A 21288-nucleotide genomic window follows, 5' to 3' on the forward strand; every position below is an offset into this window, starting at 1 on the left:
GTTCACGGAAAATGCGGTCCTTGTCTACGGGGGCTGGCGCTCGGCTCAGGCTTTGGTGGAGAACCGGTAGCCGGTGCCGCGCACGGTTTGTACCAGATTTTCGTAGGCGTCGCCGAGGGCCTTGCGCAGGCGCCGGATGTGCACGTCGACGGTGCGCTCTTCAACATAGACGTTGCCGCCCCAGACCTGGTCCAGCAACTGGCCACGGGTGTAGGCGCGCTCCTGGTGGGTCATGAAGAATTGCAGCAGACGGTATTCGGTCGGGCCCATCTCGGCCGGGCGGCCGTCGATGGTCACGCGGTGGCTGATGGGGTCGAGCAGCAGGCCGCCGACTTCGATCGGTGCTTCGCCATCGGTCGGGCCGGCGCGACGCAGCACGGCCTTGAGGCGTGCCACCAGTTCGCGGGGGGAAAACGGTTTGGTGATGTAGTCGTCGGCGCCGACTTCCAGACCCTGGATCTTGTTGTCCTCTTCGCCCTTGGCGGTGAGCATGATGATCGGGATGTCCCCGGTCAGTTCGTCACGCTTGAGACGGCGGGCCAGCTCGATGCCGGAGGTGCCGGGCAGCATCCAGTCGAGCAGGATCAGGTCCGGCTTGCGGTCGACGATGATGGCGTGGGCCTGCTGCGAATTCTCTGCCTCGAGGCAGTCATAGCCGGCCATTTCCAACGCAACGGCGATCATTTCGCGAATGGGCGCTTCGTCGTCGACGATCAGAATGCTCCTGCCAACCATGCCTTAATCCTCTTGTCATTTAACTGTCTTGCGCCGCATTAGATAACGGAATTATTGCAGTCGTGTGACAGTATTTTAGTCCGGCGGCGATTGTGCGAATCCTGAACTAAGCTCTAAGTCCGAATCCTGACAACCACAAGAGAAGGTTTCCATGACTCAAATGACTGCTTCCTTTAAGGCTTTGCTGATGGCTGCCGCCCTGACTCTGCCTGGACTGGCGATGGCGGCCGAGCCGGCCATGATGAAAGACGGCATGATGGTCGACCACAACGGCATGACGCTTTACACGTTCGACAAGGACAGTGGCGGCAAGTCGATGTGCAACGGCGACTGCGCCAAGAACTGGCCGCCGCTGATGGCTCCCGCAGGCGCCAAGGTCGAAGGCAAATGGACGGTGATCAAGCGCGATGACGGCATGATGCAGTACGCCTACGACGGCAAACCGCTGTATACCTTTGTGAAAGATGCCAAGCCGGGCGATATGACCGGCGACAAGATGAAGGACGTGTGGCACGTGATGCGCGAGCACAAATAAACGCAAATGCCCTGTGGGAGCGAGCAAACTCGCTCCCACAGGTTCTGTGGATCAACGCAACGCATAATCCAGCACGATCCCGACGAAAATCGCCAGCCCGGCCCAGTGGTTGTGCAGGAACGCCTTGAAGCAACGCATCCGGTCCCGGTCGCGGGTGTACCAGAACTCCCAGACGTAGCACCCGGCCGCCACCAGCAGGCCGAGGTGGAACCATATCCCCAGCTCGAATTTCGACCCCGCCAGCACCAGGCAGCCCAGTGACAGAGCCTGCAAGGTCAGGATGATCACCCGGTCCGCGTCGCCGAACAGGATCGCCGTGGACTTCACGCCGATCTTCAGGTCATCGTCGCGGTCGGTCATCGCGTAATAAGTGTCGTAGCCCACCGTCCACAGCAAATTGGCGATCCACAGCAACCAGGCGGTCGCCGGCAACTCACCGGTTTCGGCGGTGAACGCCATCGGCATCCCCCAGGAAAACGCCGCCCCCAGCACCACCTGCGGGTAATAGGTGTAGCGCTTCATGAACGGATAGGTGAACGCCAGCGCCAGACCACCCAGCGACAGCCAGATGGTGGCGGCGTTGGTGCACAGCACCAGCAGGAAACTCACGCCCATCAGCAGGGCGAAGAACACCAGCGCCTCTTTCGAACTGATCTTGCCGGCAGCAATAGGTCGCTGCGCAGTGCGTTTGACGTGGCCGTCGACCTTGCGGTCGGCCCAGTCGTTGATCACGCAGCCGCCGGCACGGGTCAGTACCACGCCGAGGACGAAAATCACGATGTTGGCCAGCGATGGCGAGCCTTTGCCGGCAATCCACAGGGCCCAGAGCGTTGGCCACAGCAGCAGGTAAATGCCGATCGGCTTGTCCATCCGGGTCAGCTGGATGAAGTCCCAGGCGCGCGGGTTCAAGCGATTCAGGGATTTGAGCAGGCTTTGATACATCAGCAGTTCTCCGGACGGGCGCGGACGGCTTCCCACAGCGCAGGCAGGAAAATCTCCGCCACCAGTACGCTCAAGGCACCACGGTCGAAACGCGAACGACGGCCCCACAGACCGGTGGCCCGGGAACCCTCGGGCAGCCAGTGTTCCGGGTAATGACAGACCTCGATGGCGCGACGCTGGAAGGCGTGATCGCAGAACAGCAGTTCGCCCAGCGAGCGGCTGCCCAGTTCATCCATGTGCAATCCGTCGCCCTGCAAGGCACTGCGCGACGCCACGCTGCGGGCGAACACCCACGCCTGGCCATGGCCGCGCAGATACACCTCGCGCACCCAGCCCTCGCTGCCTTCGGCCAGGTCCAGCGCGGCGCATTCGTCGTCGCGCAGGGTCTGCCAGCCTTCGAACAGCGGTGTGATGCTGAAGCCGTCATCGGACAGACGGGTCAGGCGGCGGGTCAGGGAGCCTTCGTCGAACAGCCAGTCGAGCGTGGATGTGTCGGGGAGGGGTGTCAGGTGGCTTTGCGGGCACCACAGCGGGGCATTTTTGAGTTGCACAATGAGTCAGTATTGGCAGCAAATGAGGCGGCGAGCTTACCATGGTGAGCCGCGAGTTTGATTGATCCGGGTCGCCGCTGCGCCGAACAGGCTTGCATCTGCCCGGTACGATCAGTACAAAACGCCCTGAGCCGGACGGCAGCGCTGCACCATCGACCGTCCGCGCCGGCTAAAGCCTGAACCCTGAGGAAGTACCTGAATGAAAAAGTGGCAATGTGTGGTCTGCGGCCTGATCTACAACGAAGCCGACGGCTGGCCGGATGACGGCATTGCGCCGGGCACCCTGTGGCAGGACGTGCCGGAAGACTGGCTGTGCCCGGACTGCGGCGTCGGCAAGATGGACTTCGAAATGATCGAAATCAACTGAGAAAACACTGAGGAGTAGGGCATGAGCGCACCTGTCGTAATCGTTGGCACCGGGCTTGCGGGTTACAACCTGGCCCGCGAGTTTCGCAAACTCGATGGCGAAACTCCGCTGCTGCTGATTACCGCCGATGACGGTCGCTCCTACTCCAAGCCGATGCTGTCCACCGGCTTCGGCAAGAACAAGGACGCCGACGGCCTGAGCATGGCCGAGCCGGGCGCGATGGCCGAGCAGTTGAAGGCCGAGATCCGCACCCATACCCGCATCAGCGGCATCGATCCCGGCCACAAGCGTTTGTGGATCGGCGAGGAAGCAGTGAGCTATCGCGACCTGATCCTGGCCTGGGGCGCCGAAACCGTGCGCGTGCCGATCGAAGGCGATGGCGCGGACCTGGTGTTCCCGATCAACGATCTCGAAGACTACGCGCGCTTTCGCGCCGCAGCGGCCGGCAAGCGTCGGGTGTTGCTGCTCGGTGCCGGTCTGATCGGCTGCGAGTTCGCCAATGACCTGATTCTGGGCGGCTACGAGGTGCAACTGGTTGCACCGTGCGAACAGGTGATGCCGACCCTGCTGCATCCCGCGGCGGCGGCTGCGGTGCAGGCCGGGCTGGAAAGCCTCGGCGCACGTTTTCATCTCGGCCCGGTGCTGACCCGCCTGCAAAAAGTCGCGGATGGGCTGGAAGCGCACCTGTCCGATGGCCAGGTTGTCCCGTGCGATGTGGTGGTCTCGGCCATCGGCCTGCGCCCGCGGATCGATCTGGCAGCGGCAGCCGGCATCCAGACCAATCGCGGCGTGGTGGTCGACCGTCACCTGCAAACCTCTCACGCCAACATTTACGCCCTGGGCGACTGCGCCGAGGTCGACGGGCTGAATCTCCTGTACGTCATGCCCCTCATGAGTTGTGCGCGAGCGCTGGCACAAACCCTGGCCGGCAACCCGACCGTGGTGAACTACGGACCGATGCCGATCACCGTGAAAACCCCGGTCTGCCCACTGGTGGTTTCCCCGCCGCCACGGGGCCGCGAGGGCGTCTGGACGGTCGAAGGGCAGGGCGCCGACGTCAAGGTGCTGTGCCACGACGCAGAAGGGCAATTGCTCGGTTACGCCCTGACCGGCGCGGCGGTGATGGAAAAACTCGCACTGAACAAACAGCTTCCGGCCTTACTGGCGTAAATACCGGTCGTTCTGTCGGAATCACCCCGCTTTTGCCCCCACAAACGTCGCGGGGAGACTGGCGCCGCCCTTAACCGCGTGCCATCCTCACTTCCGTCTGCCGCAGAGTAGAGCCTGCGGCGCCTTGGGCGCTGTTCCAACGAGAACAGCACGGACATAACAACAAAAAACCGTCAAAGGGGCTTCACTAATGCGTAAACCAGAACTCGCCGCTGCAATCGCTGAAAAAGCGGATCTGACCAAAGAGCAGGCCAACCGCGTTCTCAACGCCGTTCTCGAAGAAATCACCGGCGCCCTGCACCGCAAGGACAGCGTCACGCTGGTGGGCTTCGGCACCTTCCTGCAACGCCACCGCGGTGCCCGCACCGGCAAAAACCCGCAAACCGGTGAACCGGTGAAGATCAAGGCCAGCAACACCGTTGCGTTCAAGCCAGGCAAATCGTTGAAAGACAGCGTCAATCCGTAATCGCGGCGAATGCCCGGTCAGCCGGGCGCGCTGCATGAAAAATGGGCATACCGATTGCGGTCGGATGCCCATTTTTTGTGGCTGATGGCGAGCCGAGCTGGTCTTGGTGGATCGTTATGGGATTCGTCTAGCCGGTTACCCGTAGGTGGCCAGCACCATTCTGGCGAACTCGTTCTTGCTTGGCTGGTGTCCATAAGATTTCAGGTATTTACGCCACTCGGACTCGAGTATGGGACTTTCGTATTCGCCCTCCGTCGCCAGATGTGTAGCTGCATCATCTATCAGGGCTTGGGTGTAATGTTTCGAGGATTTGTTTGCACTGGCTTCCGAAGTTGAAATGAACGATCCCGCCACTGTGAAAAGCAAGCCGATACCCGTCAGCATTGAGAACTCCAGGGGACCACCGTTCACCAGGCATCCAATACCGACGCAGCCTTCCGCTCGAACAGAGGTGCTGGTTGTGAGCGTCAGCATGACAACCAGAGCGCATCCAAATCCCGATATTGATTGTTTATTGTGTCTACCGCTCATGATGCTTTTAACGCTCCCTATATTGATTACGGAATCCTTTGTACAGCGATTGCACATGACAAGTGACTGGAGGGTGTTTGTGATGCCTTACCAGCTCCCGAAGGGGATGCCGTATTTTTCGATGTAGGTTTTGGACTCCGGTGAAAGAGGTAGCGCGTAGCGTCCTCCATTTTTCCCTTGATACGGCCCCTGCTTGACGATGCTCCCTTCAACCCGAGCAATCTCGACAGGCTTGAGACAAGGCCCACGCTGCCAAACCTTGGCAATGCCGCCGGGCGCCAATCCAATAGTTACGCGATCGCGGTAATCCGTGATCCATTTGCCATCCAGTCTGCAGTAGGCCTTTTCCGGTTTGTGCATGATTTCCCGCGCAGATTCGGGAATCACAATGTAGGCCTCATAGGTTTGAGGCTCAGCCAGTGATTGCCATCGCACATAGATCAAGCGGGGAAGATCGGCACCAGTGACGTCACGTCCGCCGCCACTACCGGGGCTGTCAGGCCAGCCTGCGGGCTTGCCCTTGTTGTCGGCGGGTGTGTTCACCGAGGCAATCCCGGCTCCGGCGCGTTTGAACACACGTTCACGGATATCCACCACGTCGGCCGTTTCAATCCAGACCTCCATGTAGGCGGGTGCTCCGAAGCCGAGATACCAAGGCCGTTTGGTGATCGGTTGTGCATGACTTTGAGTGCAAAGCACCAACAGCAATCCGAAGACGAACCCCGTGTGTTTTTTGACGGGCCGAGTGAATTTATTCATGGGGGTGCACCACTCGTTGTTTGTTCTTTGTTGGGCGGTTGATAAAAACAACGCTCCAGTCGCTGTTGTTGAAATCTTTGGCTGCGTTCCAGTGCGCAGATAGGTGGATATAGCGACTGCGTAACAAAGCCCGTTCTTTGATAGTCAGCCCTTCAACAGATGACTCACCCAAGGCGTAAGCCTGAAGTTTTTTGTGAATGGGTACTAACTCTGCGGGCAAATTTAGCGCTGACCTGTCGGGAATCAGCTTGAGCGGCACCCCGGCTCTTACCGCCAGCTCACGCATGATGCGTAAATACACCAGCGACAACTCACCGTGTACCGGGCGTTCAATCATGGCCGCAGCATAAACCCGCTTCTGGGGCTCCGGTGTGGATCTGCCCCTTTCCAATCGTTGAATGACAGGGGCTTCCCAGAGTGCAACCCGCAGTTGATTGCCTGGAGCGTCATCTTCGATGACGCCTTTCGTATACCAGGCAAACGCCTCCTTTTCGGCAGAGACATAGGCTGCGCTACGGGTCGCCTCCTTGCTTTGGCTGATGGTGCTGGTGATCGGACTGCTCAACAGAAGTTTCTCCCTGGCTCTGGGCAGATAGCCACCTCCCAGATCCGAGTGGGCGCCGGGTAATACCAGATCAATCTCACCCAGGCTGTTAAGGGCAAAGTTCTCGCGATGTTCATCACGCGCCACCAGGTGCACCACTTTGATGGCGCAACCCTCCGGCAGCTTCAAGTTCAGTCCCGGATTTCTGCTGTTGGCGCCAGTGAAGTCGAGCAACCATGGATTGGCGATTGCCGCGACGGTATCAAACAGACCAATGAAATTGATGCTGATATTGGATTGTGAAACCCAGTCAAAGCTACTGACCAAGAACGGAGAGCCTGCTGGCAACGCCTTTGCGAGAATGCTGCGCTTGCCTTTTAGCACCTCGTTTGCGAAGTGCCGTGCAGCGGCGGCGCCTCGACTGAAACCGAAAATATCGAATTCGATTCTTTCTATTAGCGTGTTGGGGTTGCTATCAATCAGTGACCGAATTTGCTCCATGATTTTTTCAGGGCTCTGCTCCACACGAGCCAGAACACCCGTTTCGCCTCGGCCGGTTGCCTGTGCGTAAAGTGAGTCGTCTCCGTCAGCGGTTGTACCGATGCCTTCGATGTATACGCGCAAAGAAGCCTGTTTCGTGTTCTCTGGTAATACGTCAAAGGCATGGTCTGTATACAGCTCATGCAACCGCACGATATTGCTTACATCATTGCCGTAGCTGTTATCCGGCGAGTTGCCATTTCCGTCATAGCCATAAGCGGCGCAGTGCTTCTGAATCTCTTCGGCTGCCTCCGCCAGATTGGCATCTGGCGCATAGCAAGCCGCGACCGTTTCGCTGTTGGCCTTGTTGTTCCCCGTCCCATCGAAAAACACGCCGATCCGCAAGGCGATGCCAGCAGGTAACTCGTCTTCCAGTTCGACCTCTTCCTCCTCTTCTTCGAGTTCGGCGTCTTCCGGGTCTTGAGTGGATGAGGCCGTCAGTCCGGCCGCCAAGGCTCCCGCCATTGCGGCTTCTGGATGATCAGCGGATCCGCTGGCGGACGTCTTTCCTCCCGCCACGATCTCGGTACTGCTGAAGATCCCGCCCCTGTCGATCACGATATGGTGACCGCCCGCCTTCAGCGTGATGCTGGCGCCGGCATCCAGCACCACGCTGGCGCCGGCCTTGATCTGCACCTGCTGGCCCGCCTCGACGGTGATGATTTTTCCGGCCGTCGTCTGGCTGCTGCCCTGGATGCTTTCCCAACGATCACGCCCGACCGCCAGCCGGCTGTCATGGAGAACCTGCCGCTCCATGTCGCGCTGGGCACGCAGGTAGACCAGTTCCAGTCCGGCGCGGTCTTCAATCGTCAATTCGCTGTAGCCGCCGGTGTCAGGCGAGCTGCGACTGCGCAGCACGGTTCGGGTCTTATGCTCGGGCAGTTTGTAAGGCGCGGGCGTGACCTTGTTGATCACGCAGCCGGTAATCAGCGGCTTGTCGGGATCACCTTCCACGAAGGTCACCACCACTTCCGTCCCGATGCGGGGGAGGGTGACGACACCGAAACCGTTCCCGGCCCAGCTCGACGAGACCCGCACCCAGCAACTGCTGCGCTCACTGTTTAATTCGGCCCGGTCCCAGTGGAATTCGACTTTTACGCGACCGAACTCATCGCAGTAGATCTCTTCGCCTTTGGGGCCGGTCACTCGGGCGGTCTGGCTGACCAGCGGTGGCCTGCGTGCGTGAAGCAGCGGACGGAAAACTACCTCGGCCGGAATGGCGTGGAAGGTGTTGCGATAGCCTTGGGTAAAACCGTCCGCCGATTGAGTTTCGCTGCTAACCGACTCTTCGAGCACTTGCGGCTGCCGCCCGGTGTGGGTGATCCCGAGCAGCAGCCACAGACCGTTGTATTTCTGGCGAGGGTGTTCGGTCAGTTCAAGCAGATGGCCGCAGCGCAAGGTAGGTTGGTTGCTTTGACCCTCTGCCATTTCATAGTCTGCGCGATGGCGCTCCAGGGCCTGACGGGCCAGTTGCTTGCCACGCTTTTCGTTGTCCAGCGGCAACGGGTATTGGTAGTCCTCAAGCGTCGGGGTGAATTCGGCGCTGAAGCGGCTTTCGATTAAAAGCGTCGGTCGCCTCAGGTCATAGTCGCGTCGCGTGACCCGGCTTGTCCGGGTGGCGGCGCGCAAGGAAAACCTGCTGACTACTGGATATTCCGGGACCATCCCGCTATCCCGGCGATAGGGTGTGGCGCGCAATGTCGGGAGGAACACCGCGTCATCGGTGAACACCAGCAAATGGCCTCGCGCGGAGTGCTGGTGATGCCAGGCGATTCCGTCCTCGGCACACAGGCGCTGAATGAACTCGAAATCGCTTTCGCCGTATTGGGTGCAGTAATCCCGTGCCACTAGGGGCTGGACATGGAAGGTGAACGCATCGGCGAGGATGCCGTGTCGCTTGAGCGTTTGCGTGATGATCTGCGGGACAGTCTGCTCCTGGTAAATCCGTTGATCGTGACTGAACTGCAAATAGTGCAGGCTCGGCACCAGAGTCAGACGATAACGGGTCAGGCGTTTGTCGGATTCACCCGCCAACACATCGTCGATGCGCCCGTGAATGCCTTCACCGTTCAGGCCGAACTGCAGGAAGGCAGGCTGACTGAGCAGGCCTTCCATATCGAAGTCGGGTTCTTCACTGACCAGTTCGACGTGGATGGCGTAAAGGGTGCTGATGGTCTCGGTGCCTTCGAAGGCCAGCACCTTGAAGTCGTTGCGAACAGCGGGAATCTGCAGCGTAAAGCGCGCAGAACTGACAGCTCCAGACATACGCTTGTCCTTAAGCAGAGAGGGGAAGACGGCGTGATGTCGAAACCCTCCCTGGTCAGCGCACGCGAACATTGGCCGGCACGCTAACAAGGCGTTAAACAGATTTATGTAAGAAGGATCGCTTGTTTAAGTCGGAGCTTTCCGGGTTGTAAAACAACGTGGAAATTGTGGGAAACGGCTGCGGGAAAGTGACGGCGGGTGATTGGAATCCTGCGTAATAGTCTTATGCAGGCAAGGATCCAGGACTATTAAACATATAAATGCCATCAAATTGATGGCACTTTTAATGTTGTCTGTTGTCGCCAGTCATTTGTTAATAAATGGTGGTGTATTTTCGGAAGCGTCCTACTTCAAATTTTTTCGGGGTTTGTCATGCTTTCTCCGCTTACTTGTGGAACGAGCGTGCAGATGCTCTCGACGCCGCGCGCCGGCCGCTCTGGCCCAATGCTTTCGGAAGGGATAGGCTTAAAAGTGAAATATAAAGGGACATCAGGGAATCCCCTGTCACATATAGGGCGATCTCCTACAGAGCCCAATGAACAGTTCGTCTTGTTGTTTAATCAGATGCTTGCTAGTGGCCATCATTGTGATTACGATGCGCGCACTTGAAAGAGCAAACACTCAATTGGATGAGTCTTCCGACTGCTCTTCGATACTGTCCCGCGCCGCTGCAACTCCAATAGGCGCACGACCGTAATCCTTATAAAGGCCATGGATGTCCTACTCAAGCAAACTTTCCGCCCATTACCTCGAACTCGCTAAAGTCTCTGTTTCCAAAGAGAATTTTGCGGGCGAAGACGTTCGCTTCTCGAGCGAATTCGAGGCCCTGGAAAGCGAGTTGGCCAAAGCCTCGTCGATGCACGAAAGCGGGCAGATCGACTGGCTGAAAATTCGCGAAAACAGCGAAAACCTCCTGCGTACCCAATCCAAGGACTTGCGTGTCGGCGCCTGGCTGACCTGGTCGCTTTACCAGCGTGAATCCTTCCCCGGCCTGCTGGCCGGCCTCGGTTTTCTGCACCATTTGTCGGAAAACAACTGGGCCGAGATTCACCCGCTCAAACCCCGCACCCGGGCCGCCGCCATCGGCTGGCTGGTGCCGCGTCTTGAGCAGGTGATCACCGAGAACATCGCGATCAAGGAACAGCTGCCGATGTTCCGGCAGTTGTCCGAGCATCTGTCCGGTCTCGACGCGGTGTGCACCGAGCATCTGGGCGATGATGCGCCGCTGCTGCTGCCGCTCTCCCGTCGTCTGAAAACCATGATCCAGCGCGCCGCCGACAACCAGCCGGCGCCCGGCGTGGTGGGCGCGGCGGTGGCCCAGGTCAAGCAGGCGGCGACTCAGTTGCTGGCACCCGGTGCGCCGATCGACAACGAAAAAGAAGCCCACAAGGCCCTGCGCGCCCAGCAGGAAAGCGCCCGCCCGTTGTGCGCCTGGTGGCTCAAGCAGAAAGCCACCGACCTGCGCGCGCTGCGCCTCAACCGCACCTTGCTGTGGATGACGATCGACGCGGTGCCCGAGCGCAACGCCGAGCAGATCACCGTGCTGCGCGGGTTGCCGGTCGACAAGCTCAAGCAGTATCAGGACCGCTTCGATCAGGGCAAATACGCCGACCTGCTGGTGGAACTGGAGGCGAGCCTGGCGAAGGCACCGTTCTGGTTCGATGGCCAGAGGATGGTCTGGGAATGTCTCCAGAACCTCAACGCCGAGCTGGCCATGCGCGAAGTGGAAATCCACTTCGCGCTTTTGATTCAACGCCTGCCCGGCATCATCGAGCTGCGTTTCCATGACGGCGCGCCGTTCGCCGATCCGTCCACCCGGGCGTGGATCGCCGCCAACGTCATGCCGCACCTGCAAAGCGCCAGCGCGCCGCGCAAGGTCGAAACCGAAAACGCCGAAACCCAGCCGGCCTGGGAAAAGGCCCTCGAAGAAGTCCAGCCGATCCTGCGCAAGGAAGGCCTCAAACCCGCAGTGCAGATCCTCAAGCAGGGGCTGCAATCGGCGCACGGCGGGCGCGAACGCTTCTTCTGGCAGTTCGCCCTCGCGCGGCTGTGTTTCCTGGCCAAGAAATACGAACTGGCCAAGAACCAGCTCGAAACCCTCGATCAGACATTACAGGACTCAGGCCTGCACGCCTGGGAGCCCGATCTTGCATTGGAAGTGCTGCACCTGCTGCACAGTTGCTGCGAGTTGTTACCGCAGAACCATGCCGTACGTGAACGCAAGGAAGAGATTTATCGCAGGCTGTGCCACCTCGACCTCGAAGTGGTACTCGAATAGGCCCCAGGGCCACAACCGCAAGGAGAAAAGCCATGGCCAAAGAAGGCTCGGTAGCCCCCAAGGAACGCATCAACGTCACCTTCAAACCCGCCACCGGCGGTGCTCAGGAAGAGATTGAACTGCCGCTGAAGCTGCTGGCAATCGGTGACTACACCCACCGCAAGGACGATCGCAAGATCGAGGATCGCAAGCCGATCAGCATCGACAAGATGACCTTCGACGAAGTGCTGGCCAAGCAAGAGCTGGGTCTGACGCTGAGCGTGCCGAACCGTCTGCAGGAAGATGGCGAGGCCGACGAGCTGGCTGTGCAACTGCGCGTCAACTCCATGAAGGACTTCAACCCGGCCAGCCTGGTCGAGCAAGTGCCTGAGCTGAAAAAACTGATGGAACTGCGCGACGCGCTGGTGGCCCTCAAAGGCCCGCTGGGTAACGCACCTGCGTTCCGTAAAGCCATCGAAGGCGTGCTCGCCGACGATGAATCCCGCGGTCGCGTACTCGGTGAGCTGGGCCTGAACGCCGCAGCCCCGGACGCTTGAGACTCCAGCAGCCAAGGAAGCCAACACAATGAGCACTAGCGCAGCACAACAGAACGCCGCAGAAAACGGCGAGTACAGCATTCTCGACAGCATCATCGCCGAAACCCGCCTGACGCCGGACGACGAAGCCTACGACATCGCCAAGCGCGGTGTGTCGGCGTTCATCGAAGAGCTGCTCAAGCCGCAGAACAACGGTGAGCCGGTCAAGAAAGCCATGGTTGACCGCATGATCGCCGAGATCGATGCCAAGCTCAGCCGTCAGATGGACGAAATCCTGCACCACCCGGACTTCCAGGCCCTGGAATCGTCGTGGCGTGGCCTGCAACTGCTGGTCGACCGCACCAACTTCCGCGAAAACATCAAGATCGAAATCCTCAACGTCTCCAAAGAAGACCTGCTGGACGATTTCGAAGACTCGCCGGAAGTCATGCAGTCGGGCCTGTACAAGCACATCTACACCGCTGAATACGGCCAGTTCGGTGGTCAGCCGGTTGGCGCGATCATTGCCAACTACTACATGTCCCCAAGCTCGCCGGACGTGAAGCTGATGCAGTACGTGTCCAGCGTAGCCTGCATGTCCCACGCGCCGTTCATCGCCGCCGCCGGTCCGAAATTCTTCGGCCTGGAAAGCTTCACCGGTCTGCCGGACCTGAAGGATCTGAAAGATCACTTCGAAGGCCCGCAATTCGCCAAATGGCAGAGCTTCCGTACTTCGGAAGACTCTCGCTACGTTGGCCTGACCGTGCCGCGTTTCCTGCTGCGTAACCCGTACGACCCGGAAGAGAACCCGGTCAAATCGTTCGTGTACAAGGAAAACGTTGCCAACAGCCACGAGCACTACCTGTGGGGCAACACCGCTTACGCGTTCGGCACCAAGCTGACCGACAGCTTCGCCAAATTCCGCTGGTGCCCGAACATCATCGGCCCACAGAGCGGCGGCGCGGTTGAAGACCTGCCTCTGCACCACTTCGAAAGCATGGGCGAAATCGAAACCAAGATTCCTACCGAGGTTCTGGTTTCCGACCGTCGTGAATACGAACTGGCCGAGGAAGGCTTCATCTCCCTGACCATGCGCAAAGGCTCCGACAACGCGGCGTTCTTCTCCGCAAGCTCGGTGCAGAAGCCGAAGTTCTTCGGCATCAGCGCAGAAGGCAAGGCTGCAGAGCTGAACTACAAGCTCGGCACCCAACTGCCGTACATGATGATCGTCAACCGCCTGGCTCACTACCTGAAAGTGCTGCAGCGCGAGCAACTCGGTTCGTGGAAAGAACGTACCGACCTCGAGCTGGAACTGAACAAGTGGATCCGCCAGTACGTGGCCGACCAGGAAAACCCGAGCGCCGAAGTGCGTGGCCGTCGTCCGCTGCGCGCTGCGCAAGTGATCGTCAGCGACGTTGAAGGCGAGCCGGGCTGGTACCGCGTCAGCCTGAACGTGCGTCCGCACTTCAAGTACATGGGTGCCGATTTCACCCTGTCGCTGGTTGGCAAGCTGGACAAAGAGTAAGAGCGACTCATGGACGGATACGGCAGCCTTTTCGAACGCCTCAACGGCGACGCGGAACAGCGCAAGGGCAAGAGCCTCGAGGCTTCGGCCATGGCGTCGGTGGCTGCCCATCTGGCCAAAATGCTCAGCACCCGGGCCGGCAGCGTGCAAACGCTGTCCGACTACGGGTTGCCCGATCTCAATGACATGCGCCTGAGCCTGCACGACTCCCTGAGTCAGGCCCGCCTGGCCATCGAAAGCTTCATCGAAGCCTACGAACCGCGCCTGAGCAACGTGCGTGTCATTTCCCTGCCGCGTGACCACGACCAGCTTCGCCTGGCCTTCAGCATCGAAGGCCTGCTGGAAGTCGAGGGTTTCAAGCGTCAGGTCAGTTTCGCCGCGCGCCTGGATGGCAGCGGTCAAGTGAAGGTCACCTAAGGAGAACCCCGATGTCTGGCAAACCTGCAGCACGCGTATCCGACCCCACCGCTTGCCCGCTCCCCGGCCACGGCACCAACCCGATCGCCGCCGGTTCCGGCGACGTGTTCTTCGACGGCCTGCCGGCCGCTCGCCAGGGCGATGCCTCGGCGTGTGGTGGTGCGTTGGTCGGCGATCTGGCGACCACGGTTCTGATCAATGGCAAGCCGGCCGCCACCGTAGGTTCAGTCGGGGCCCATGGCAACAAGGTCACTGCCGGCTCCGGGACGGTAATCATCGGGAATTCGCATACGCCTGCACCGTTTGTGCCGCCGGTGCCATTAATGCTTTTCTCCCACACGCAACATGTAGTGATGGAAGATCAGGATGGAAATCCTCTTCAAGATATTCCCTATCAAATTACGACAGCTAAAGGGAAAGTTATTACTGGGCAGAGCGACGCAATGGGTAGAACCCAGTTGGTGGGAGGAGAGGCAGGAGAAACCTTCGATTTTCATGCGGCTACTGATGGGGCAGTGGTATGAGTGCTGAAGTGTTGTCGACGTTAATGGCTCGTTCAGTTGCATTAACGCCTAAGGCGGATAAAACTCCAAAAAAAGTGACATACAAGGTTTTTTGGAAAACAACAGCTTTCTGGACGGAAGCGCATATTGCGGATTACCACAAAGAAGCCCCTGAAATTGCAGAGCGCTTAATCGTCGAGAAGTACTGGACGAAGGATGGAGATATTAAGGGGAACAAATTCACCTGCGAGGACTTTGCTCTAAGGTTGCTCTGTGAGTTTGCTTCTAAGCGAGGGTTGCCGGTTAAGCTTAAAACTGGTGTAAGAACATACCGGAATATGGAGAACTATGCCGCTGCGGAGCATGATCGCTACGTTTCGCATATGTATGGTTTTTGCGAGATGGTTATGTTGACTTATGGTGCACCAGATATGCAGCGTGTCGGTGTTAACACAACATCGATCGAAACGGCTGAAGCCTTGCTGCCTGGAGACATCCTCGCACAAGCCTTAGATCGCCCAAAAGATATAGCGCACCATATTCAAATTGCCATAGCTGTCAGCGATTCGAAAATCGAAATCAGACAGGGGAACACCGGTGGCATAAGCGTTCGTCCTTTCACCACGGTTCAAAAGTGGTTGGGGTCGAATATGGCTGACCCTCAAAACTCTGGTTACGCAGGTATGCCTATCGAAAAGGGTAACTATACAAAGTCAGGTATAGGGTGGACGTACCGAAATGAGAGTACAGGCTCAATGGCGGAAGATTTCTTGAAAAAGTTCCTGTTCTATCGCTGGAATTTTTTGGAGTTTAATAAATGACCATCCAAGACTATTTTGCAAGTGTCGCTGATAGTGATCTGTTTGGTCTTCTAGCAATTGTTTGCTTGTTGGTTGCCTTCCTTGGTTGCTTTTCAAGGTTTCGGCGGTCACGTTTTCATAAACTCATGATGTATGTTTGTGTGTTGATAGTACCTGTTATGCATTTGCTGGGTACTTATTTTTTGAATCAAGCGCCGGCATGAGCAAGCTTGGCTTTGGCTTTGGCTTTGGCTTTGGCTTTGGCTTTGGCTTTGGCTTTGGCTTTGGCTTTGGCTTTGGTCGAAATTGCGGCGTTGGAAGTTTCGCGCGCTTGGCTATTGGTCAGTTGATCATCAGTCGTAGTTGTTCACGCACTGCGGCAAATACACTTTAAATTCATGATCAGGCAGTTAGTCCATGTCCTTTAACCACTACTACCAAAGCGAACTCACCGCACTGCGCCAGCTGGGCCGCCGTTTCGCCGAGCGTAGTCCGGCGCTGGCGCCGTTTCTGGGGCAGGCCGGGCGGGATCCGGATGTGGAGCGGTTGCTGGAAGGCTTTGCGTTTCTGACCGGGCGGCTGCGTCAGAAGCTCGATGACGAGTTGCCGGAGCTCAGCCATTCCCTGATGCAGTTGTTGTGGCCGAACTACATGCGCCCGCTGCCGGCGTTCAGCATTCTGCAGTTCGACCCGCTCAAGCGTTCCGGGCCGGCGCTGAAGGTCGAGCGTGACACGCCGATCGAGAGCGTGCCGATCGAAGACGTGCGTTGCCGCTTCCGCACCTGCTACCCGACCGAAGTCATGGCGCTGGATCTGGCCGCGCTGAACTACTCGGTGAAGGGCGACGGTTCGCTGCTCAGCCTGCGCCTGGAGATGAGTGCCGACGGCCACCTCGGCGAGCTTGAGCTGAGCAAGCTGCGCCTGCACTTTGCCGGCGAGCGCTACATCAGCCAGATGCTCTACCTGAGCCTGCTGCGCAACCTCGACGGCATCGAACTGATCCCGCTCGACGGCGCCGGCAAGCCGATCGATGGCGTGAGCGGCAAGCCGATGGCGTTCAAGATTCCGGGTGACCGGGTCAAACCGGTGGGCTTTGCCGAAGAAGAAGCGTTGATCCCGTATCCGCTGAACACCTTCCGCGGCTATCGCTACCTGCAGGAATACTTCGCCTTCCAGGACAAGTTCCTGTTCGTTGATGTCCACGGCCTGGACATTCTCAAGGCGCTGCCGGAAGACACGCTCAAGCAGATGCGCGGCCTGGAATTGCGCTTCGATATCCGCAAGAGCGGCATCATGCGCATGCGTCCGACCCTGGATAACGTGAAGCTGTTCTGCACGCCGATCGTCAACCTGTTCAAGCACGACGCGCTGCCGATCCGCCTCGACGGCAAACAGGACGAATACCTGCTGCTGCCAGCCGAATACGATCTGGAAAACTGCGGCGTGTTCTCGGTGGAGACCGTGACCGGCTGGAAACCCGGCGGCCTCGGTTATCAGGAGTACGTGCCGTTCGAATCCTTCGAGCACGACCCAAGTTTCGACGTGCCCAACAGCCGTCCGCATTACAGCATCCGCCAGCGTTCGTCGCTGCTGCACGACGGCCTCGACACCTACCTGAGCTTCGGCATCCGCCACACCGAAGCCCATGAAACCCTGTCGATCGAGCTGGTCTGCACCAACCAGAACCTGCCGCGCAAACTCAAGCTCGGGCAGATCTGCATGGCCTGCGAAGAGACCCCGGAGTTCCTGAGTTTCCGCAACATCACCCCGGCCACTTCCAGTTTTGCGCCGCCGCTGAACCGTGACTTCCTGTGGAAGCTGATCAGCAACATGTCGCTTAACTATCTGTCGCTGGCCGACGTCAATGCACTGAAGGTGATTCTCGAAACCTACGACCTGCCGCGCTACTACGACCAGCACGCGGAGAAGGTCAGCAAACGCCTGCTCGGCGGTCTCAAGCACATCAAGCATCACCACGTGGACCGCTTGCACCGTGGTTTGCCGGTGCGCGGTCTGCGCACCGAACTGACCATCGACCCGGAAGGGTATATCGGCGAAGGCGACCTGTTCGTCTTCGCCTCGGTTCTCAACGAGTTTTTCGCGCTTTACGCCAGTCTCAATTCATTCCATGAGCTGCGGGTAAAAAGCACACAGGGAGAGGTGTACCAATGGACACCACGTATGGGCCTGCAGCCCCTGCTTTAAGCGGGCTGACGAAGGTAATACGCGAGTACTCGCTGTTTCAGGCCGTGCTGCTGGTAATCGACCGGCTGCGCGATGCGCACCCGTACCTGAGCGAAGACGACCTGTACGACCAACTGGAATTCCAGGCCAACCCGAGCCTCGGATTTCCGCGCAGCGATGTCGATCGTGTGGAGTTTTTCGAAGAGCACGGGCAGATGCGCGCGCGCCTGCGATTCAACCTGATCGGCCTGGTCGGTTCCGGTTCGCCGCTGCCGGCGTTCTACGGCGAGCAAGCCCTGGGCGACAGCGAAGACGGCAACCCGACGCGCAACTTCCTCGACTTGTTCCACCATCGCCTGCAACGGCTGATGCTGCCGATCTGGCGCAAGTACCGCTATCGCGCGAGCTTCCAGAGCGGCGCGGTCGACCCGTTTTCGTCGCAGCTGTTCGCCCTGATCGGCCTCGGTGGCGACGAGATCCGCAAGGCCAAGGAACTGAACTGGAAACGCCTGTTGCCGTACCTCGGCCTGCTCAGTCTGCGGGCGCACTCGGCGGCGCTGATCGAAGCGGTGCTGCGTTACTACTTCAAGCACGAAGACCTGGTCATCGAGCAGTGCATCGAGCGCCGCGTGGAAATCCTCGAAGAACAGCGCAACCGCCTCGGCTTCGCCAACAGCGTACTGGGTGAAGACCTGGTGCTGGGCGAACGCGTGCGCGATCGCAGCGGCAAATTCCGCATTCACATCACCGAACTCGACTGGGAGCGATTCCACGAATTCCTGCCGATCGGTTTCGGTTACCAGCCGCTCTGCGCGCTGGTGCGGTTCACCTTGCGTGACCCGCTCGATTACGACATTCGCCTGGTGCTGCGCCCGGAAGAAATCCGCGAACTGCGCATTGGCGAGAAGAACGACTGTCGCCTGGGTTGGACCAGTTGGCTGGGCTGCGAGAAAGCAGACGGCGTGGTGACCCTGGGCAGCAAAATTCATTAAGGACGTGAGCCATGATCAACGTAGACCTGCAACAACTCATCCAGGCGCTGGACGCCGAAACCCGTCGCGATCTGGAGCGTTCGGCCGAGCGCTGCGTGGCCCGTGGCGGCAGCAAGATTCTGGTCGAAGACTTGCTGCTCGGCCTGCTGGAGCGCCCGAACGGTTTGCTCTCCCGCGCACTGCAGGATGCCGACGTTGATGCCGGCGAACTGAGCGCCGCCCTGCAATCGCGGGTCGAGCACAGCGCTTCGCGCAACCCGGTGTTCGCTCCGGAACTGGTGCAGTGGCTGCAAGACGCGCTGCTGGTGGCCAACCTTGAACTGGGCCAGACCTCGGTCGAAGACGCGGCGCTGATCCTGGCGCTGTTGCGCAACCCGATGCGCTACGCCGGCAGCCGCTACCAGCCGTTGCTGGCCAAACTGAACATCGATCGCCTGAAGGAATTTGCCCTGTCGCAACAACCTCAGGCAGCCGCCAACGGCAAACCGGCCGCCCAGGGCGAATCGCTGCTGGAGCGCTTCACCCACAACCTGACCCAACAGGCCCGCGACGGCAAACTCGACCCGGTGCTGTGCCGCGATGGCGCGATCCGCCAGATGGTCGACATCCTCGCCCGTCGCCGCAAGAACAACCCGATCGTGGTCGGTGAAGCCGGTGTCGGTAAAACCGCCATCGTCGAAGGACTGGCCTCGCGGATCGCTGCCGGTGAAGTGCCGCAGGTGCTCAAGGGCGTCGAGCTGCTGTCGCTGGACATGGGCCTGTTGCAGGCCGGCGCCAGCGTCAAAGGTGAATTCGAGCGTCGTCTGAAAGGCGTGATCGACGAGGTCAAAGCCTCGCCGAAGCCGATCATCCTGTTCATCGACGAAGCCCACACCCTGATCGGCGCGGGCGGCAATGCCGGCGGTTCCGATGCGGCCAACCTGCTGAAGCCGGCACTGGCGCGCGGCGAACTGCGCACCATCGCCGCGACCACCTGGGCCGAGTACAAGAAATACTTCGAGAAAGACCCGGCGCTGGCCCGTCGTTTCCAGCCGGTTCAACTGCACGAACCGACCGTGAGCGAAGCCGTCACCATCCTGCGTGGTCTGGCTCAGGTCTACGAAAAGAGCCACGGCATCTACCTGCGTGACGACGCGGTGGTTTCCGCGGCGGAACTGTCTGCCCGTTACCTGGCCGGTCGGCAACTGCCGGACAAGGCTGTTGATGTGCTCGACACTGCGTGCGCACGCGTTCGCATCAGCCTCGCTGCTGCCCCGGAAAGCCTGGAACGCCTGCGTGGCGAACTGGCTGAAGGCGGTCGTCAGCGTCAGGCCCTGCGCCGCGATGCCGAAGCCGGTCTGCTGATCGACCACGAAGCGCTGGAGGCACTGGAAGCGCGCCTGGACGAAGCCGAAGCCGAAAGGGTCGCACTGGAAACCCAGTGGACCGAGCAAAAACAACTGGCCGAGCGCCTGCTGGAACTGCGCCAGCAACTGGCCAAGGCCCGTGAAGCCGCTGCGGTCGAGCCGGTGGTGACCGTTGAAGAAGACGCCGAAGGCACCGTGATCGAAACCCACGCCGCCGAAGTTGACGAAGCTCTTAGCGTCGAAGCGCTGGAAGCACAACTCAACGAAACCCACAGCGCCCTGACCGCCGCTCAGGTCAAGGAGCGTCTGGTCAGCTTCGAAGTCTGCCCGCGTCTGGTGGCCGAAGTGATCAGCGCCTGGACCGGCGTGCCGCTGGCGCAACTGGCCCGCGAGCACAACGCCAAGGTCGCCAGCTTCGCCACCGACCTGCGCACCCGCATCCGGGGTCAGGAACAAGCCGTGCACGCCCTGGATCGCTCGATGCGCGCCACCGCAGCCGGCCTGAACAAGCCTGACGCACCGGTCGGCGTGTTCCTGCTGGTCGGCCCGAGCGGCGTCGGCAAGACCGAAACCGCACTGGCACTTGCCGACCTGCTGTACGGCGGCGACCGTTTCATCACCACCATCAACATGTCCGAGTTTCAGGAGAAGCACACCGTTTCCCGCCTGATCGGTGCTCCACCAGGCTACGTCGGTTACGGCGAGGGCGGCATGCTCACCGAAGCCGTGCGCCAGAAGCCGTACTCGGTGGTGCTGCTCGATGAAGTCGAGAAGGCCGACCCGGACGTGCTCAACCTGTTCTACCAAATCTTCGACAAAGGCGTGGCCAACGACGGCGAAGGGCGCGAGATCGACTTCCGCAATACGTTGATTCTGATGACATCGAACCTGGGCAGCGACAAGATCAGCGACCTCTGCGAAGACGGCGCGCGTCCGACCGCCGAAGTGCTGGAAGAAACCATTCGCCCGGTGCTCAGCAAACACTTCAAACCGGCGCTGCTGGCGCGGATGAAAGTGGTGCCGTACTACCCGGTCGGCGGCCCGGTGCTGCGCGAGCTGATCGAGATCAAGCTCGGTCGTCTGGGCGAGCGTCTGAACCGTCGCCAGCTGGATTTCACCTGGTGCCAGAACCTCGTCGATCACCTGTCCGAGCGCTGCACCCAAAGCGAAAGCGGTGCGCGCCTGATCGACCATTTGCTCGACCTGCACGTGCTGCCGCTGGTGGCCGACCGTTTGCTCGACGCCATGGCCACCGGTGAAAGCCTCAAGCGCGTGCATGCGACGCTCGACGGTGAAGCCAGCGTGACCTGCGAGTTCGCCTGA

Annotated in this window: 20 protein-coding genes; 14 read left to right on the top strand and 6 right to left on the bottom strand. The window is 59.6% G+C overall.

The genetic code is table 11. The features are described 5' to 3' along the window. Positions 1 to 45: 45 nt before the first annotated feature. The gene (gene phoB, locus ACTJK7_RS25200; RefSeq protein ID WP_003229608.1) at positions 46 to 735 is read right to left on the bottom strand and encodes a phosphate regulon transcriptional regulator PhoB; all 690 of its coding nucleotides are present in this window, start codon (positions 733 to 735) and stop codon (positions 46 to 48) included. Positions 736 to 886: 151 nt separating this feature from the next. Between phoB and ACTJK7_RS25205 the strand changes: the two genes are divergently transcribed. Continuing rightward, positions 887 to 1270 (top strand): COG4315 family predicted lipoprotein, encoded by a 384-nt coding sequence (locus ACTJK7_RS25205; protein ID WP_108563583.1) that lies wholly within the window; start codon positions 887 to 889, stop codon positions 1268 to 1270. A gap of 51 nt (positions 1271 to 1321) precedes the next feature. Here ACTJK7_RS25205 and ubiA read toward each other — a convergent pair whose 3' ends face one another. Further along, positions 1322 to 2212 carry a 4-hydroxybenzoate octaprenyltransferase gene (gene ubiA / locus ACTJK7_RS25210; protein WP_064379790.1) on the bottom strand — a complete coding sequence of 297 codons (891 nt, stop codon included), beginning with the start codon at positions 2210 to 2212 and terminating at the stop codon, positions 1322 to 1324. After that, positions 2212 to 2763 (bottom strand): chorismate--pyruvate lyase family protein, encoded by a 552-nt coding sequence (locus tag ACTJK7_RS25215; RefSeq protein WP_197868904.1) that lies wholly within the window; start codon positions 2761 to 2763, stop codon positions 2212 to 2214. The genes ubiA and ACTJK7_RS25215 overlap by 1 nt, the downstream gene beginning before the upstream one ends. A gap of 199 nt (positions 2764 to 2962) precedes the next feature. Here ACTJK7_RS25215 and ACTJK7_RS25220 point away from each other — a divergent pair, with 199 nt between their 5' ends. The 3 genes from ACTJK7_RS25220 (at position 2963) to ACTJK7_RS25230 (ending at position 4766) form a co-directional block, all read left to right on the top strand. Continuing rightward, positions 2963 to 3130, top strand: coding sequence for a rubredoxin (locus ACTJK7_RS25220; RefSeq protein WP_007954349.1), 168 nt, complete (start codon positions 2963 to 2965; stop codon positions 3128 to 3130). 21 nt (positions 3131 to 3151) lie between these two features. Continuing rightward, complete coding sequence (locus ACTJK7_RS25225) at positions 3152 to 4300, top strand: NAD(P)/FAD-dependent oxidoreductase (protein WP_108563581.1); 1149 nt, start codon at positions 3152 to 3154, stop codon at positions 4298 to 4300. Between the two features lie 190 nt (positions 4301 to 4490). Beyond that, positions 4491 to 4766, top strand: coding sequence for an HU family DNA-binding protein (locus ACTJK7_RS25230; RefSeq protein WP_003213368.1), 276 nt, complete (start codon positions 4491 to 4493; stop codon positions 4764 to 4766). A 135-nt stretch (positions 4767 to 4901) separates the two neighbouring features. Here ACTJK7_RS25230 and ACTJK7_RS25235 read toward each other — a convergent pair whose 3' ends face one another. The 3 genes from ACTJK7_RS25235 to tssI all read right to left on the bottom strand — a co-directional run bounded on the left by ACTJK7_RS25235 (position 4902) and on the right by tssI (position 9405). Then, complete coding sequence (locus tag ACTJK7_RS25235; protein WP_323150502.1) at positions 4902 to 5150, bottom strand: hypothetical protein; 249 nt, start codon at positions 5148 to 5150, stop codon at positions 4902 to 4904. Positions 5151 to 5384: 234 nt separating this feature from the next. Continuing rightward, on the bottom strand, positions 5385 to 6056 hold the full coding sequence (locus tag ACTJK7_RS25240) for a DUF2931 family protein (RefSeq protein ID WP_011336603.1): 672 nt from the start codon (positions 6054 to 6056) through the stop codon (positions 5385 to 5387). Next, positions 6049 to 9405 (bottom strand): type VI secretion system tip protein TssI/VgrG, encoded by a 3357-nt coding sequence (gene tssI, locus ACTJK7_RS25245; RefSeq protein WP_440779406.1) that lies wholly within the window; start codon positions 9403 to 9405, stop codon positions 6049 to 6051. Before tssI ends, ACTJK7_RS25240 begins: the two co-directional genes overlap by 8 nt. Before the next feature lie 715 nt (positions 9406 to 10120). Here tssI and tssA point away from each other — a divergent pair. The 10 genes from tssA (at position 10121) to tssH (ending at position 21288) form a co-directional block, all read left to right on the top strand. Beyond that, positions 10121 to 11683 carry a type VI secretion system protein TssA gene (gene tssA / locus ACTJK7_RS25250; RefSeq protein ID WP_064379799.1) on the top strand — a complete coding sequence of 521 codons (1563 nt, stop codon included), beginning with the start codon at positions 10121 to 10123 and terminating at the stop codon, positions 11681 to 11683. 32 nt (positions 11684 to 11715) lie between these two features. Further along, positions 11716 to 12219, top strand: a complete 504-nt coding sequence (gene tssB, locus ACTJK7_RS25255; protein WP_003229587.1) for a type VI secretion system contractile sheath small subunit — start codon at positions 11716 to 11718, stop codon at positions 12217 to 12219. A 28-nt stretch (positions 12220 to 12247) separates the two neighbouring features. Continuing rightward, complete coding sequence (gene tssC, locus ACTJK7_RS25260) at positions 12248 to 13723, top strand: type VI secretion system contractile sheath large subunit (protein ID WP_011336600.1); 1476 nt, start codon at positions 12248 to 12250, stop codon at positions 13721 to 13723. A gap of 9 nt (positions 13724 to 13732) precedes the next feature. After that, positions 13733 to 14140 carry a type VI secretion system baseplate subunit TssE gene (tssE, locus tag ACTJK7_RS25265; protein WP_085685965.1) on the top strand — a complete coding sequence of 136 codons (408 nt, stop codon included), beginning with the start codon at positions 13733 to 13735 and terminating at the stop codon, positions 14138 to 14140. Positions 14141 to 14151: 11 nt separating this feature from the next. After that, entirely contained in the window at positions 14152 to 14664 is a 513-nt protein-coding gene (locus ACTJK7_RS25270; protein ID WP_108563579.1) for a PAAR domain-containing protein, read from the top strand. Next, positions 14661 to 15464, top strand: a complete 804-nt coding sequence (locus ACTJK7_RS25275; RefSeq protein ID WP_108563578.1) for a hypothetical protein — start codon at positions 14661 to 14663, stop codon at positions 15462 to 15464. The genes ACTJK7_RS25270 and ACTJK7_RS25275 overlap by 4 nt, the downstream gene beginning before the upstream one ends. Positions 15465 to 15663: 199 nt before the next feature. Then, a complete protein-coding gene (locus ACTJK7_RS25280; protein WP_440779410.1) occupies positions 15664 to 15837 on the top strand; it encodes a hypothetical protein in 174 nt (57 codons plus the stop codon). Between the two features lie 23 nt (positions 15838 to 15860). After that, a complete protein-coding gene (tssF, locus tag ACTJK7_RS25285) occupies positions 15861 to 17648 on the top strand; it encodes a type VI secretion system baseplate subunit TssF (RefSeq protein ID WP_011336593.1) in 1788 nt (595 codons plus the stop codon). Continuing rightward, positions 17612 to 18619 (top strand): type VI secretion system baseplate subunit TssG, encoded by a 1008-nt coding sequence (gene tssG, locus ACTJK7_RS25290; protein WP_039765146.1) that lies wholly within the window; start codon positions 17612 to 17614, stop codon positions 18617 to 18619. Before tssF ends, tssG begins: the two co-directional genes overlap by 37 nt. An 11-nt stretch (positions 18620 to 18630) precedes the next feature. Then, entirely contained in the window at positions 18631 to 21288 is a 2658-nt protein-coding gene (gene tssH / locus ACTJK7_RS25295; protein ID WP_440779412.1) for a type VI secretion system ATPase TssH, read from the top strand.

This window comes from Pseudomonas sp. 22085, from assembly GCF_052045815.1.
Taxonomy (GTDB): domain Bacteria; phylum Pseudomonadota; class Gammaproteobacteria; order Pseudomonadales; family Pseudomonadaceae; genus Aquipseudomonas; species Aquipseudomonas glycinae.